Origin of the sequence: Eubacterium sp. BIOML-A2 (genome assembly GCF_009680135.1) — a bacterium.
Classification (GTDB): Bacteria; Bacillota; Clostridia; order Lachnospirales; family Lachnospiraceae; genus Faecalicatena; species Faecalicatena contortus_B.
Genome location: NZ_WKZK01000050.1, coordinates 25,374 through 40,006 on the forward strand (window position 1 = coordinate 25,374; position 14,633 = coordinate 40,006).

The 14,633-nt window shown below is 46.7% G+C and carries 16 protein-coding genes; 1 reads left to right on the forward strand and 15 read right to left on the reverse strand.

The genetic code is table 11. The annotated features are described in order from the left end of the window. Nucleotides 1-311: 311 nt before the first annotated feature. The 14 genes from GKG43_RS16420 to GKG43_RS16485 form a co-directional block, all read right to left on the reverse strand. Nucleotides 312-734: a pentapeptide repeat-containing protein gene (locus GKG43_RS16420; protein ID WP_243125866.1), complete on the reverse strand. Its 423-nt coding sequence runs from the start codon at nt 732-734 to the stop codon at nt 312-314. Beyond that, on the reverse strand, nt 735-1,232 hold the full coding sequence (locus GKG43_RS16425; RefSeq protein ID WP_129879388.1) for a hypothetical protein: 498 nt from the start codon (nt 1,230-1,232) through the stop codon (nt 735-737). A gap of 225 nt (nt 1,233-1,457) precedes the next feature. Beyond that, on the reverse strand, nt 1,458-2,645 hold the full coding sequence (locus GKG43_RS16430; protein WP_129879390.1) for an iron-containing alcohol dehydrogenase: 1,188 nt from the start codon (nt 2,643-2,645) through the stop codon (nt 1,458-1,460). A gap of 37 nt (nt 2,646-2,682) precedes the next feature. Beyond that, nucleotides 2,683-3,207, reverse strand: a complete 525-nt coding sequence (locus GKG43_RS16435) for an isochorismatase family cysteine hydrolase (protein ID WP_129879392.1) — start codon at nt 3,205-3,207, stop codon at nt 2,683-2,685. Then, nucleotides 3,204-4,238 (reverse strand): hypothetical protein, encoded by a 1,035-nt coding sequence (locus GKG43_RS16440; RefSeq protein WP_129879394.1) that lies wholly within the window; start codon nt 4,236-4,238, stop codon nt 3,204-3,206. Before GKG43_RS16440 ends, GKG43_RS16435 begins: the two co-directional genes overlap by 4 nt. A gap of 80 nt (nt 4,239-4,318) precedes the next feature. Beyond that, the gene (gene lepB, locus GKG43_RS16445) at nt 4,319-4,867 is read right to left on the reverse strand and encodes a signal peptidase I (protein WP_154253285.1); all 549 of its coding nucleotides are present in this window, start codon (nt 4,865-4,867) and stop codon (nt 4,319-4,321) included. Between the two features lie 2 nt (nt 4,868-4,869). After that, entirely contained in the window at nt 4,870-5,910 is a 1,041-nt protein-coding gene (locus GKG43_RS16450; protein WP_129879398.1) for a low specificity L-threonine aldolase, read from the reverse strand. A gap of 525 nt (nt 5,911-6,435) precedes the next feature. After that, a complete protein-coding gene (locus tag GKG43_RS16455) occupies nt 6,436-7,203 on the reverse strand; it encodes an ABC transporter permease (RefSeq protein ID WP_129879400.1) in 768 nt (255 codons plus the stop codon). After that, on the reverse strand, nt 7,200-8,117 hold the full coding sequence (locus GKG43_RS16460; RefSeq protein ID WP_129879402.1) for an ABC transporter ATP-binding protein: 918 nt from the start codon (nt 8,115-8,117) through the stop codon (nt 7,200-7,202). Before GKG43_RS16460 ends, GKG43_RS16455 begins: the two co-directional genes overlap by 4 nt. Beyond that, nucleotides 8,114-8,317, reverse strand: a complete 204-nt coding sequence (locus tag GKG43_RS16465) for a PLDc N-terminal domain-containing protein (RefSeq protein WP_025657201.1) — start codon at nt 8,315-8,317, stop codon at nt 8,114-8,116. Before GKG43_RS16465 ends, GKG43_RS16460 begins: the two co-directional genes overlap by 4 nt. 159 nt (nt 8,318-8,476) lie before the next feature. Continuing rightward, a complete protein-coding gene (locus GKG43_RS16470; protein WP_025657200.1) occupies nt 8,477-9,574 on the reverse strand; it encodes a helix-turn-helix transcriptional regulator in 1,098 nt (365 codons plus the stop codon). A 134-nt stretch (nt 9,575-9,708) separates the two neighbouring features. Next, nucleotides 9,709-9,852, reverse strand: coding sequence for a hypothetical protein (locus GKG43_RS16475; protein WP_154253284.1), 144 nt, complete (start codon nt 9,850-9,852; stop codon nt 9,709-9,711). A gap of 6 nt (nt 9,853-9,858) precedes the next feature. Beyond that, nucleotides 9,859-10,935 (reverse strand): DUF4179 domain-containing protein, encoded by a 1,077-nt coding sequence (locus GKG43_RS16480; protein WP_129879404.1) that lies wholly within the window; start codon nt 10,933-10,935, stop codon nt 9,859-9,861. Next, the gene (locus GKG43_RS16485) at nt 10,919-11,461 is read right to left on the reverse strand and encodes a sigma-70 family RNA polymerase sigma factor (protein WP_129879406.1); all 543 of its coding nucleotides are present in this window, start codon (nt 11,459-11,461) and stop codon (nt 10,919-10,921) included. The genes GKG43_RS16480 and GKG43_RS16485 overlap by 17 nt, the downstream gene beginning before the upstream one ends. A 320-nt stretch (nt 11,462-11,781) precedes the next feature. On the opposite strand from GKG43_RS16485, the gene GKG43_RS16490 reads away from it, so the two are divergent. Next, nucleotides 11,782-13,002 carry an argininosuccinate synthase gene (locus GKG43_RS16490; protein ID WP_025657197.1) on the forward strand — a complete coding sequence of 407 codons (1,221 nt, stop codon included), beginning with the start codon at nt 11,782-11,784 and terminating at the stop codon, nt 13,000-13,002. Nucleotides 13,003-13,162: 160 nt separating this feature from the next. On the opposite strand, the gene uraA is transcribed toward GKG43_RS16490, so the two are convergent. Next, the gene (uraA, locus tag GKG43_RS16495; protein WP_025657196.1) at nt 13,163-14,425 is read right to left on the reverse strand and encodes a uracil permease; all 1,263 of its coding nucleotides are present in this window, start codon (nt 14,423-14,425) and stop codon (nt 13,163-13,165) included. Nucleotides 14,426-14,633: the final 208 nt, after the last annotated feature.

Genomic DNA, 14,633 nt, shown 5'->3' on the forward strand with positions numbered 1-14,633 from the left:
GTTATATCTTATTCTGCAGCTATTTCATGTTCTGCAGTTATGCTGCAGGCGAATTTTAATGAGCTGGATGCGTAACAGTTCAGGCAGGCCTGAACTGCTACACGGAATACCTTTTGGTTATACAATCTTTACGCCCAGCAGCTTTGCTATCTCCACTGCCTGGAACATGTTGATCTTCATACCTGCTACTTCCCGGTAACTATCCGATACCATGATGCCCTCAATGGTACTGTCGGAAAAATCAATCCCCTTGAGTCCGGTTCTGAAAAAATCAACCTTTGTGAAATCACATTTGGAAAAGCCGGTCTTCTTTAGTTTGACCTCCGAAAAAAAGCCTCCCGGAAACTGCACGTCTGAGCAAAGCAGCTCTCCCAAAGGCTCTGCCCGAAATTAGCCATGTTCAGCTGTGTATCCTGTAAGCCTGTTTTCTTAAAGACAGCAAGGTCAAATCTGCTGCCGTTACCTTTGCATTCGATAATCTTAGTATCTTTCCAATAACTTCCGCTGAATATACAGTTGGAAAAATCACATTTTTCCAGGCGGGCCTGATAAAAGCCCGCCCCCGTAAAGTCGCATTCTACAAACCTGCACCTTTCAAATTTTACTGCCACAAATTCTACTTTGTGTATATCCGCTCCTGTCACTGTCTCATCTATATAACTCCGGTTTTCAACCGGCATCTCATCCTGTCTCGCACAGGCAATCTCTTCTGCTAAAATATGACTAGTTCCCATTTACTCCTGACGGCCCATTTCCTGACTCAAATGGTATTTTGCCTCCTCCGCATTCTTTTTTTCTGTGTACACTGCATAAGTCGCGTTGCAGTTTTCATTTTCTCCGATTCTCCCCAACATCTGATTATTCCTGGTGGTGTGGCGCACAATCTTTGAACGGTAACGGATCTTATGGCCGCTTAGTATCCTCTCCGCCCTTGCAAACTCGCCCATATCCATCGTAAAAAAGACTTCTGTTCTGTCCCATATAGGAATCCCGCCAATCAGACAGAAGGTAAGGGCAGTCACCAGGATTAATAAAATCGCTGCCATATATACAACGGTGAAATCCCGTGCGCTTCCGGCTATAAAAATACTCGTCGGATCATCGGATCTGCCAATCACAGACACAGCGGCATTTAATTTATTCTGCAGCCAGATACAGATCGCGCTGATTACAATCCCCACTCCGCTCAGAACACTTAAGATCCAAAGTACGATTTTTCTTGATCTGCCCATCTCAATCCTCCTGCCTTCTTTCATTGTTATATTATTTGATAACACTACAGACAGGTCTGCGCATTTGCTGCGCAGACCGTACGAAAACATGGTAGTTGCAGGCATCCAGGTCTCCGCTTCGGTCCGTGCTAAACGCGCGCCACTGGCGCACAGCACACTTTGCCGCAGGCGGATTTCAATAAGCTGGATGCGTAACAGTTCGGGCTTGCCGCCTGGACTGTTACATTATTTACGTACCCGTGCTTCTTTATATATCTTATAAACATCTTCTGCATGCAGCGCCTTCAAGCATCCCACGGTCCGCCGCCCCCAGAAACAACACTTTTCTGCCATCTCCTTCATCTGTGCGTCGGTCGGGTCTATCCCCAGTTCCTTCAGAGACGCAGGCATATTTATAGAACGGTAAAATGCCTCCATAGCCTCAATTCCCTTTAAAGCCGTCTGCATATCGTCTCCGCAGTCAGCCGCTCCCATAACATTTACGGCAAGCTTTGCAAACCGCCCGGGTCTTTCCGATACAACGTACCTTGCCCAGCTGCCCCACACTGCTGCCAGTCCGGCGCCATGTGCAACGTCAAACATGCCGCCCAGTTCATGCTCGATCTGGTGGGAGGCCCAGTCACCGCCGTCCGTACCGCAGCCAGTCAGCCCATTGTGGGAAAGGCTCCCCGCCCACATGACCTCCGCCCTAGACTCATAATTCTCCGGATCCTTCTGAAGAATAGCTGCATGTTTCATAACCGTGCGCAGCAAATGTTCGCTGATGCCGTCCGTCAAATCCATATTCACCGCGCGGTTCAGATAGCGCTCCATCGTATGCATCATGATATCTACGCAGCCGCTCATGGTCTGATACTCCGGCAGCGTCATTGTCAGCTCCGGGTTCATCACTGCAAAGCGCGGCCTGCTGTAAGGACTGCTGTACCCCCGTTTTATCCAGCCTTCTTCATTTGTTATGACGGAGGAGTCGCTCATCTCCGATCCGGCCGCTGCAATGGTGAGGACGGCTCCTACGGCCAGGCACGCCTCCGCCTGTCTCTTCCTGTCATAAAAATCCCATACATCCCCCTCATTCGCTACACCATATCCGATCGCCTTTGCCGAATCAATTACGCTTCCGCCTCCTACGGCCAGAATAAAGTCAACCCCTTCCTTTTTGCACAGTTCGATCCCTTCATATATAAGGGATAAGTGTGGGTTAGGTACGACGCCTCCCAGCATAGTATATGCGATCCCAGCCTTCTCGAGAGACCGGCAGATCCGTTCCAGCAGTCCTGTCCTCTTCACGCTCCCGCTGCCGTAATGCACAAGAACCTTTGTGCATCCATATGCCTGGATCAGATTTCCTGTCTCTTCCTCCGTCCCCCGGCCAAACACAACCTTAGTTGGGGTATAATATTGAAAATTGTTCATATTCAGGTTCTCCTTATCATTTCTTTTCATTAATCATCTATTCATTGACGATATCGATCTGGCACACCTTCATAGCCTCCAGCGCCTGCCTGTGCGTATCCGGCGTCACCCCGGCACAACAGGATGCGTCCACGATCACCGGAACATCGGGCATGTATGCCTTTAAGAGGAGTGCATTGGATATCACGCAGATATCTGTGCAGACACCGATCAGTGTAATACTCTCTATAGGTTCCTGGTATATATGATAAGCTGACAGCAGCTGCCCCAGCCCTACGCTACCGAATGTTGGCTTATCAATCGGCTGCTCCGTGAGCAGCGCGGCGATCTCCGGATGGATCTGCCAGCCTGGTGAATTCCGGATACAATGTACCACCGGAAGCTTTTCCCCTTCCTGCGTGTTCAGATACTCCTCCTCGTGGGTATCTCTGGTTGCCAGAACCCTGCCTTCAAATCCCCTGATCTTCTCTGCCACTTTAGGCACGATGGCCTGCGCCTCCGCAGTTCCCAGTGCGCCGGCTATAAAATCATTCTGCATATCGATAACCGCTAATACTTTCATACGCTTCCTCCTCTTCTTGCCTGACCGTCAGGCCGCTCGTCCGGGAACAGATCAATAATCTGCTCTTCTTCCACAAGGCATTCCAGCCCTGTTAAGCAGAATTTGCCGGACATGGATTCCCGTTCCTCTTTCCAGTAAGGCTTAGAAAAGCAGGGCTGCATATCACCACCGTACCGGCTTTTCTGTTCCGTCTTCCTGCCGGCAAAAAATACGGATACCGGCCCGGACTGGCCGCCGACAATGGACACCGCTTCTTTCTTCTTATCTGAAGCTATACAGGACATTGATGCGCCAAACTTCAGCTGCTCATCTTTTCCCAAACCGGGTGCGATCTCTGCCGTTGCAAGGGAATATTCCAGCCTGCCGTCGAATACTCCCGGAGCATCCAGTTTCTTTGCATCATAAATATAGACCCTGTGTCTGACATGGGTCAGGGGGTGGATGAACTGCATACACCCCTCCTCTCCCGGAGCCGTCGACGTCTCCTCGTCCAGAACAAAGATCTTATGCTTCCTGTCCACCTCCAGCCTGATACTGCTTAGTGTGCAGGCAGTGAAATCCTGCTTTGTCTTTACACAAACACGCTGACAGAAAAAACACGCTCCCTCTGCCAGATAATCGGAATAAGCCTCCCTGATTACCCGGATCATGCTGCGTGACTTTTCCTCCCGGACTAAAGGCAGATATCCCGTACTGCTAAAGGATATATCCTGTTCCTTTTCTCCATTCAGCCAGATTCCCTTTATGGCCACATTCTGATACGGATTCTCCTGCATGATCTTCTGTACCTGCGTATCGGAGAGCGAATCTGCTATTTTCTCCCAGCCTTTATATTTTTCAAAATATTCAACCATGTCCGTCTCTTCTACTACCGTGAGAATGTCAAAAATAATCCCCTGTTTAAAGCAGTATACTGTGGGGACACAGCGCGTCAGTCCCCCCTCTGTAAATACAGCATCTGTATCCTGCCGGACCTTACATGGTCTTCCCTTTTTTGACAGCCCGATAGATGTATCAAAGTATACCTGCATACTATTTCCTTTCCGCATCAAAGCTCTTATTTATCTGCCCACCTGCGGCAGTTTTCCAGTCGGAACGCCAAGTTTTTCTATCAGTGAAATGATTTTATCTCAGGATAGTATTCAAATTCCGCTTTTCCAATGATAGCGTCTCTGTGAAGGAACTTGTTCAGCCAGTATCTGGAATCCCAGGAATTGGTGCGGTGATCCCCCATCTTAAAATAAGTGTCCTTCGGGATCTCATAGGGGCCAAAATCCTCATAGGATACTTCCCGTATATAGGGTTCTTCCAACATAACCCCATCGATATAAACGGCGCCGTCTCTGCCCTCAATCTTTTCTCCCGGCAATCCGACAATCCGCTTCATATACTCCGTCTCCCCATCATCCGGATAGTAAAAAGAAATGATGTCGCCTCTCTGCGGTTCCTGGAACAGATAAGCCTGGCGGTTGACAAACACACGGCTTCCGGTCATCACCGTATTCTCCATAGATCCAGATGTAACCTGCGCATTGGTAATCAAAGTCTTATTCAGCAGAAAAGAAAACGCGACGGCAAAAATAATCACCTTCGAGTATTCCAGAATCTCATGAATAATCTCCTTCCGGGTCCATACTTTTGTATTATCTGTCTCTTTCATCCTTATTCTCCTTTTCCTGAAATATCATCCGCAAGCGCTCTCACGTTCTCCGGTATTGTTGCCCAGCTGGTGCAGAACCTGACGGCACTGTGCGTATCGTCTATCCTCTGCTGATAACAAAAAACATACTTCTCTTTCAATTGTTCCAGCTTCTCATCCGGCATGACCGCAAACACCTGATTGGTTGTATTTTCAACCAGAAACGGGTACCCAGCACTCCTGCAGGCATTGCGTATCTCGTCCGCCAGTTCGTTAGCCCGCTTTCCGATTGTAAAATAGAGTCCGTCTTCCAGAAGCGCCTGGAACTGCAATCCCAAAAGTCTGCCCTTTGCCAGCAGCGCACCCTTCTGTTTCATAATGTAGCGGAAATCCTCCTTCAGGCCCGGGTTGGCAATCACCACGGCTTCTCCGAACAAAGCGCCCACTTTTGTTCCTCCAATGTAAAATACATCGCACAGCCCGGCAATCGTTTTCAGATCCAGTTCATTGCCTGCAGCAGAAAGCCCGTATCCTAATCTTGCCCCATCCATATACAAATACAGCCCATTCTTCCTGCACACACCGGCCAGGAGTTCCAGCTCCGCTCTTGTATACAGCGTACCCATTTCCGTTGGATTAGAGATATATACCATCTTAGGCTGGACACAATGTTCGAAACTGTCATCTTCTATATGCCCTTTATAGGCCTCCTCCACCTGCTGTGCCGTAATCTTCCCATCCGCTGAGGGAATCGCCAGCACTTTATGCCCGCAGGATTCAATTGCCCCTGTCTCATGCACATTAACATGCCCGGTTTCCGCCGCCAGAACCCCCTGATGCGGCCGCAGTGCAGCCGAAATAACAGTAAGATTCGTCTGTGTCCCCCCAACCAGAAAATGAACATCCAGTGTATCATTCCCACAAAGCCTCCGTATAATCTCCCTTGCCCGCATGCAGTACGGATCTTCCCCATACCCATCCGTCTGCACCAAATTTGTCTCTAAAAGCCTGTCCATCACCTTTGGATGAGCACCTTCCGTGTAGTCAGAATTAAAAAAAATCATCTTCCAGTCTCCTTGTTTCAATCTACTCTCGGTAATTTCGCAGAGTACGACAGCATCTTATATAGATGCGTAAATTGGCCTTATGTCAATGGGCGATACCGATTTTTTCTCCGCCCGCCACTGCCGCTAATCTTGTTTAATATATAAAAAAATATAGATAAACAGATTATACTACGTCTCCTTCCCTTTTTCCATCCTTTAAAATGGAAAAGGAGGATAAAAATGGCTGAGAATCCGGTTCGGATCCGCTGTTATCAGCTTTCCAGGCGGGGATCATTATTTCTCCCGATTGAATGAGTCCAACTGTAAAGAATCGTGATAGGGCTTTTTTAGAAGTGTCTTTTGCGGTGTAACAGCCGCATCATCCAAAAAAGTACACAGACCGCAGAGCCACCGGGCCTGCGGTCAATTCATATGTTTGCTTTTATTTTGATTAGCAGCTGTTACACCTCAATTCCGTATCCAAAAGAGCCCTGTCGCGATTCCTCGCAGCGCCCCCATTCGAGTAAAAACCGCTTACTCCGTCTAAAGCTTCTTCTTATTGAATATGATACAGGACAGTGTGACACAGATGAGGGTTCCTATGCATCCCACGACCGTGGGTTTCAGAAAGAGGGTAGACTCGACCTGTCCCTGCAGCAGCGGTGTCCCTTCTGTGATTAGTTCCATAGGGTTGAATTCTTTTATCTTTGGGATCATGTTCAGCAGGATCTGGAGAACAACTGCTATTCCTGTAAACAGGAGGCATCCGTAGGAATTCCTGAACAGGACGCTGCCCAGGATTGTTATGGACAGCAGGAAGATTCCGTACAGCCATGTCGCTGCAATGGCCACATAGAGGCCTTCCATGCCGGCATCGGCCCTCCAGTAGTACCATGTGTATCCATAAGCTGTTCCAAAACACAGCAGATAGGCTGCGGTCCAGAGCAGGGACGCTGCCGTGAACTTTGCCAGGACTACGGTTCTTCTGGGCAGGCCTTTTGTCAGCATGTGGATTAGTGTGCCCCTGGAATACTCTGAGGACATGATGCCTCCAAAGAGAATGACTGCCACCAACAGGCCCAGCTGTGATACGTTTTTGAAGAACTGCATCCAGGCGTCCAGCGCCGTTGGGGTGGTAAGTGCAATCTCCATCCCGGCAGGCATAAACTCACTGATGATTTCAGGCATGTATTTTGCTGCCAGAGGGCTCATGATTCCAAAAAATAAAAATACCAGGCCCAGAATCATCAGTTTATATGTTCTTGTAAACTCTGTAAATTCTTTTCTCGTAAATGCCATATATGCTTTCATTGTATTGCCTCCATAAACAGTCCTTCCAATGACGGCTCCAATATTTCCATCCTGGAGGGCATGATCTGGGTCTCATTCAGCCCTCGGATGAGCTCGGACTCGGCCTGCTCAATGTCTGCCGCCTCTATGATAATCTGACTGCCCTCCTGCCTTGACGAAGCAAGCAGTTTTTTGAAAGCTGTCTCATGTGTAAACCTCTGCAGACTTTCTTTTCTCTCAAATTCGATCAGCAGCGCATTTTTACGGTGCATTTCCCGTATTTCATCCAACCTGCCTTCCATGACTGTCCTTCCGTTGTTCAAGACTGCTACCCTATCGCAGATTCTTTCGACATCCGTCAGTACATGGGTAGAAAAGATTACGGTCGTCTTGTCTTGGACCTGCTCCATAATATCCAGCACTTCCCGCCGTCCAACCGGATCCAGTGCAGACGTCGGTTCATCACAGATCAGCAGCTTCGGCTCGTTGAACAAAGCCTGGGCGATTCCAAGACGCTGCTTCATGCCCCTGGAAAATCCGCCGATTCTCTTTTTAACGCCCTTCAGACCTACAAGCTCCAGAAGTTCTTCTGTCTTGAGCCGGATCTGTTTCTCTTTCATCCCGGTTATTTGTCCACAAAGTCTTAAGTATTCCACTGGCGTCATATAGCTGTAGAATTCCGGAACATCAGGAAGATACCCGATAAAACGGTTTGCCGCGTTCTCCCCATATACAGACTTTTCTCCAAGCACACGAACCTCTCCGCCGTCCGATTGCAGCAGGCCAAGCACGATTTTCATCGTAGTAGTTTTTCCCGCTCCGTTTTTGCCCAGAAATCCAAAAACCGAGTGTTCCGGCACTGCAATTGATAATCCTCCGAGAACCTGATGGGAACCAAATTTTTTCTTCAAGCCGTTAATTTCCAGTACATTCATTCGTCATCCCCTCTTCCAAATAAGAAATAAACAATAGGACCCGCAATCTGAATAAACACCACGATTACGATCCAGACCACCCGATTGCCAAACCGGTAATTTGGATGGCGCAGCACATGAATCAGAGCCGTCACCATTAAAATCAGTTCTATAATAATCACCGGAAGCAAAATCGGAAAATATTCATATAAAGTATTCATCTTTTTACTCCTTTTTTGTTGTTATTCTTCGTTCTTCCTGTCCATGCCGCTACAAAACCAAGACACCATGATACTCATGAACTGTCTTAATCTCCCCCGCTGCCTGCCAAAAGCGAGGTACTGCACAGTTACCGTCTTAAGGCCGTCTCCAGCCCTTTATCATCTGCCCCTGCTGAATTCCTCCAGTCTTTTCATAATCCGCTTATAATGTGGATTATCACTCAGGCATGAAAACAATGGGTTTGCCTCTACTGCCTGATAAATGCTCTGTCGGATGGCCGCATCACCTCGGGGAGCATCTTTTCCAAGCGCAAGATCTGACAGCCAGCCGTCCACTTTATCAAAATAGTCATCTCCATGTAATTTGATCGGTGTTTCCTGCATATACACACAGTCGGTATAGCGTTCCAGCATTTTTACGGCTTCTTCCGGGTTTGCTGTAATACAGTAATACTGGGCGGATGCAAGGTACACCTGGACAATGGTGTTAAAATGCAGATAATCCATATGGAATATGTCTGCTACTGCCAATGTACGCCTTATGATCTCTTCCGTTTTCCCGGACGCTTCCTGCTGCCATGCAATATGCATGGATGCATCGCCGATCAGATACAGCAAATGCTGGTACATCGAAATCTGTACAGCCTGCGCAGCTTTATCCAGGTTTCCCCTTAACTGATATGCCTGTGCCTGCATTTCCGCTTCCTGTGAAACCGGCAGAATCTCTTCCCCCAGTATATCCAGAATCTCCTCCGGCTGTCTCTCCATAAGATGGCAGCCACATTTCAGCATTGCCGCATTCTTGGCGAGATGTACATCCTTGCTCTCCTCAGTTATGCGATCCAGCAGTTCCGTGATATCATTCATAACCTCCTGTGGTTTTTCCGCCAGGTGATAATGATTCATTAAAAGAATTGCCATCTGCAAAAGCAGCGGGAAACAGGAATAATACTTTTTGATATATCCATCGCACTCTGCCTTAACCTCCTCAAATGGATCATTTACAAATCTGTCCGCAAGCCTGCGGTACAGCTTCTTAATATCCTCCTTCACCAATTGAGGCTCATACCCAATCAGATCATCGACACTAAGATTAAAGTATGCCGCCAAAACAGGAAGCAGCGTTATATCCGGATAACTCAGCCCCTTTTCCCATTTATTCACCGCCGGAGCCGATACCCCAATATACCTGGCAAGCTCCTCCTGCGTCAGCCCCATTTCCTTCCTCTTACTCCGGATCACATCGTGTATTTTCATATCCGCCTCCTACAACTAAACTTTCATTAATATAGTATTTCCTATTTCTCCTATAGCATAGCAGAACAACTACACTCCCACAACAGATCGCTTGTTAATTTCTATGAATAAAGTTAACCGTCAGTTAATTTTGTTTAGAAGATCACCTCTGCCAAATTGGAGTATGGTAAGAAAGAGGAAAAACAGGGCTGCCCCTGTTTTCCCTCTTTTTTACCATACTCCAGCCATTCCATGCCTCCAAGCACCCTTATATCGGGAACGTCGCCACTTCCAATCACACACACTCACTCCTGAAAATCAACTTGAATTTGGAAGGTTGATTTGGTTTTTATGAATTGTTCGAAGTCATCATCGCGGTACCGTTCCTGGATTGCCACGAATTCTTCCTCGGATGCCGCTGGATAGTAATATACTGTTATTTTTGATACGTTATGGCCATTAATCGGCAACATAAATCCGCCTTTGTCCGGCATATATTTTCCGTCTGCGTCCAGAATAACCAGCTGCAGCCGTTCATCAGTTACTTTATGTTCTTCACTGAATATGCCATTGAGTATGATTTCATATGGCGTTTTCGAAACCGTTGCGATTCCCGAACCATTTGGCGCGTATTGATTGATTTCTTTTGTCACGGTCTGGTCACTATCCTTAGATACGTCTACGGAAAATTCCCAGGGTGTGTCCCCGGACAGATGGCTGGCCTCTTTTTCAAGTGAATTGCTCAGTATATGAATTGCGCTTACTGATAGATCCAGATGGAAGGTATCGGGTATTACTACTTGGCTCAGGTCTCCCAGTTTAAAATCAATTCTGAAAGCACCGGCAAAAGTATGGTCGTCCAGATACTCCCCGTTCACTTGTACGGAATCCTGCAGCCCCTCCGGCATGAAGTCAAAATTCTCTGCCAGATCCAGATACTGATAGCTGATTGTCTTGTCCCCGGCGGTCTGGTCTGCATCATGTTTGATTTCCGAAAACGGCGCTTCGGATTCGACCAGCACCGATATATTGATTGCTTCTGTATTGCAGTATATTTCTGATAAAGTCATCTTGATCCCGCCGGACTCGCTGACATAATCGCGGACCGGCTCCGCATCCTTGCTGAGTTCTCCAGAGTATATCTGCTTATCTTCCACCCTTTCAAATAAATGTCCAATCAGTGGAATCTGTTCCGCCAGAACCGGATTCATAGCACAAAAGCCTATGCCTGCCGCGGCCAGAATCACAGCAGCACTGCATCCTGTCAGGATTCTCCGGACTTTTTTTCTACGGCACTGTTTCTGTATCTGTTCCATATTTTTCTCTACTACAGCTTTCAACTCTTCTTCCGGCACTTCAATGTTGTTAAATGTGATCTGCATACAAATAATCCTCCTTTAAATATTTTTTCAACTCATCACGTCCTCTGCTCAAATAAGCCTTTACCGTTCCCACCGGTGCCTCTATGGCGTATGCAATTTCATTTACAGAAAATCCGCTATAATACTTCAGGATTATAACCACCCTGTATTTTTCCGGCAAACGGTTCACGGCATTTTCCAGGTCGCACTTTTCATCCAATGATACACCCTTATCCCGTTTTGATATCCGGACTTCCTCTATATCACTGAAGTAAACAATCTTTTTCAACTCATCATTTGCTGTATTAATTAGAATTCTGGTTATCCATGTTTTAAACCATTCCGGATTCTTCAGTGTTTTAATGTTCTGAAACCCCTTTAATATAGTAGTTCCCACCACATCAAGAGCATCCTGCTGATTTTTCATGTAGAGAAAAGCCATTTTATACAGATATTCCTGATATTTCGTTATCAGCTGCCCATAGGCATCGGCATTTCCCCGCACCGCCTTTTTCGCAAGCTTTGAGCTCCTCATCTCTTCATCCATCTGTTCACCTTTTCCTTTCCGGTAAAGAAGACTTCCCACATTCTTTTTTATTTTACATTAGTTAGACCTTCAGTTGCTGAAAAAGGTTACAAATAAATATATTCATTTTCATGCTCCAGAAAGGCATGTCATGCATAAAATATGCATATTTATATCAGTTTAATGTATATTTATTTGTATTCAGTGTATATATTTAATTTTTTTCCGTTTTCTATTGCATAATTATAAAATATGGTGTATAGTATGTTTTAGCTTAAACAAGGGCATCACAAAAATTAAGTGAACAATAATATAACAAGATACATTAGGAGGCAAATGAAATGAGTAAAGAAAAAGTTGTATTAGCGTATTCAGGCGGGCTCGACACTACCGCAATCATACCTTGGTTAAAAGAGAATTTTGATTATGAAGTTATCTGCTGCTGTATCGACTGCGGTCAGGGAGAAGAACTGGACGGACTGGAAGAAAGATCTAAGTTATCAGGCGCTTCTAAATTATACATAGAGAACATCATCGATGAATTCTGTGACGAATATATTATGCCGTGCGTCAAGGCGGGCGCCGTATACGAGAATAAGTATTTACTTGGAACTTCCATGGCTCGTCCTGTTATCGCAAAGAGGCTTGTCGAGATTGCGCGCAAGGAAGGGGCTACCGCTATCTGCCACGGCGCAACCGGAAAAGGCAACGACCAGATCCGTTTTGAGCTTGGGATCAAGGCACTTGCTCCGGATCTTAAGATCATCGCACCATGGCGTATGACAGACGTCTGGACCATGCAGTCCCGTGAAGATGAAATCGAATACTGCCATCAGCATGGAATTGATCTTCCGTTCGATGCAAAACACAGTTACAGCCGTGACAGGAATTTATGGCACATCAGCCACGAAGGACTGGAACTGGAAGACCCGGCCAACGAGCCTAACTATGACGACCTTTTAGTATTGGGTGTTTCCCCGGAAAAAGCACCGGATGAAGGGGAATATGTGACAATGACATTTGAGGCAGGCGTACCGAAGAGCCTGAATGGAAAAGAGATGAAGGTGTCCGACATTATTACAGAGCTTAACGTTCTCGGCGGAAAGCATGGTATCGGCATTGTAGATATCGTAGAGAACCGTGTAGTCGGTATGAAGTCACGCGGTGTTTATGAGACTCCCGGCGGAACGATCCTGATGGAGGCTCATGACCAGCTGGAGGAACTCGTACTGGATCGTGCCACCTATGAAGTTAAAAAAGACATGGGTAACAAATTTGCCCAGATCGTATATGAAGGGAAATGGTTTACCCCTCTTCGCGAAGCAATACAGGCTTTTGTGGATGTAACGCAGCAGTATGTAACCGGCGAAGTAAAGTTTAAACTATATAAAGGAAATATCATCAAAGCTGGCACAACTTCTCCATATTCACTGTACAGCGAATCACTGGCAAGCTTTACAACCGGAGAATTATACGATCATCACGATGCGGAAGGATTCATTAACCTGTTCGGACTGCCGCTTAAAGTACGCGCGATGAAGATGCAGGAACAAAAACTGTAAAAAGAAGCATTCTACGAGGCTTATTATACATGTAAGGAAAAGAAGTTCTGATAAGGCGGCCCCCCGCATATCAGAACTTCTTTTTCTATATGTCATTTATAATTTTCTAGCGTGCTGATAAAATAAAATATTAGACATATTGCAGCAATGAATTTTCAGGCTAGGCTTCCTCTCTGTCGTTTGTCAGTTTCAGCTTGTCCAGGATAAAGAACATCAGCCCCATCAGCATACCCACGACGCAGGCAAGAACCATTCCTGACAGCTGGATGCTTCCAAACTGAACGGATATACCGGAAAGTCCTGTTACGAAAATCACGGATGTCATTGCCATATTTCTGGATTTTCCGTAATCTACTTGCGCCTCTACCAGAATACGGATACCGGACGCGCCGATCATGCCATACAGCAGGAAAGAAATCCCTCCGATTACCGGACCTGGAATGGTACTGATCAGTGTGGTCATTTTCCCAATGAAGGAACACACGATGGAGAGCACTGCCGCTCCTCCTATGACATAGACACTGTATACTTTGGTGATTGCCATAACGCCGATATTTTCCCCGTATGTTGTGGTGGGCACGGAACCGATAAAGCCCGAAATCATTGTTGAAAAGTTATCCGCAAAAAGAGAGCGGTGAAGTCCGGGATCCTTTAAGAGATCCCTGCCCACAACCTTACTCGTTACAATCTGATGCCCGATATGCTCCGATGCGATGACCAGAAGCACGGGCAGAATAATCACGATTGCCTCCCATTTGAATTTTGGGGCTGCGAAATTAGGGATGGCCAGCCAGGTTGCGGCGCCGACCTCGGTAAAGTCCACGATGCCACAGAGCAGAGCGGCCACATAGCCCACAATGATTGCAACCAGAATCGGTATAACAGACAGAAATTTTCTAAATACCACAGATCCGATCACGGCCGTCAGCAGAGTTGCCAGGAATACGATAACATTTTTGGGATTAATGACCTCATCCTGCAGTCCTGCGTTTGAGGCCGCCGTTCCTGCCAGCTCCAGTCCGATCAGGGCCACTACAGGGCCCATAGCTGCCGGGGGCAGCACAACGTCGATCCAGTCCGAACCGAATTTATAAATAATCAGAGCCAGGATACAGCCAAAGAAGCCCACGACCACAAAGCCGCCCAGCGCATAATTATAGCCCCATTTGCTGATAACAATTCCCGCCGGTGCCAGGAATGCAAAGCTGGAGCCAAGATAAGCCGGTGCTTTCCCCTTTGTAATTAAGATAAATAACAGTGTTCCGATACCGTTCATAAATAGTACTATTGCCGGATTGATTCCAAATATAAATGGAACCAGAACAGATGCCCCGAACATAGCAAACATATGCTGAATGCTCAGGGGCACCAGCATCTTAAACGGTACTTTTTCTTCTACCTGAATGATTTTCTTACTTTCCATATAGCCCTCCATTTCTCTCTTGTTCCTTTAAAGTTTTTCATCTTTTCTATTGTACCACAGAATTCTGTATACAAAAACAACAAATTGAGAGTTAGTTAACGAGCTTTAGACTCATTGACGGATGGCGGACACGAATGACGAGGTGAGTCCGGGAGCTGGCGGGGCAATGTCTGCTGGTGAAATGTCCTGACACTTCGCGAAGAAGCTG

What these genes read in the sequence shown, in the direction of transcription:
- GKG43_RS16420 (WP_243125866.1), bottom strand. Translation starts at nt 734, where the DNA reads ATGGGAACTAGTCATATTTTAGCAGAAGAGATTGCCTGTGCGAGACAG.
- GKG43_RS16425 (WP_129879388.1), bottom strand. Translation starts at nt 1,232, where the DNA reads ATGGGCAGATCAAGAAAAATCGTACTTTGGATCTTAAGTGTTCTGAGC.
- GKG43_RS16430 (WP_129879390.1), bottom strand. Translation starts at nt 2,645, where the DNA reads ATGAACAATTTTCAATATTATACCCCAACTAAGGTTGTGTTTGGCCGG.
- GKG43_RS16435 (WP_129879392.1), bottom strand. Translation starts at nt 3,207, where the DNA reads ATGAAAGTATTAGCGGTTATCGATATGCAGAATGATTTTATAGCCGGC.
- GKG43_RS16440 (WP_129879394.1), bottom strand. Translation starts at nt 4,238, where the DNA reads ATGCAGGTATACTTTGATACATCTATCGGGCTGTCAAAAAAGGGAAGA.
- lepB (WP_154253285.1), bottom strand. Translation starts at nt 4,867, where the DNA reads ATGAAAGAGACAGATAATACAAAAGTATGGACCCGGAAGGAGATTATT.
- GKG43_RS16450 (WP_129879398.1), bottom strand. Translation starts at nt 5,910, where the DNA reads ATGATTTTTTTTAATTCTGACTACACGGAAGGTGCTCATCCAAAGGTG.
- GKG43_RS16455 (WP_129879400.1), bottom strand. Translation starts at nt 7,203, where the DNA reads ATGAAAGCATATATGGCATTTACGAGAAAAGAATTTACAGAGTTTACA.
- GKG43_RS16460 (WP_129879402.1), bottom strand. Translation starts at nt 8,117, where the DNA reads ATGAATGTACTGGAAATTAACGGCTTGAAGAAAAAATTTGGTTCCCAT.
- GKG43_RS16465 (WP_025657201.1), bottom strand. Translation starts at nt 8,317, where the DNA reads ATGAATACTTTATATGAATATTTTCCGATTTTGCTTCCGGTGATTATT.
- GKG43_RS16470 (WP_025657200.1), bottom strand. Translation starts at nt 9,574, where the DNA reads ATGAAAATACACGATGTGATCCGGAGTAAGAGGAAGGAAATGGGGCTG.
- GKG43_RS16480 (WP_129879404.1), bottom strand. Translation starts at nt 10,935, where the DNA reads ATGCAGATCACATTTAACAACATTGAAGTGCCGGAAGAAGAGTTGAAA.
- GKG43_RS16485 (WP_129879406.1), bottom strand. Translation starts at nt 11,461, where the DNA reads ATGGATGAAGAGATGAGGAGCTCAAAGCTTGCGAAAAAGGCGGTGCGG.
- GKG43_RS16490 (WP_025657197.1), top strand. Translation starts at nt 11,782, where the DNA reads ATGAGTAAAGAAAAAGTTGTATTAGCGTATTCAGGCGGGCTCGACACT.
- uraA (WP_025657196.1), bottom strand. Translation starts at nt 14,425, where the DNA reads ATGGAAAGTAAGAAAATCATTCAGGTAGAAGAAAAAGTACCGTTTAAG.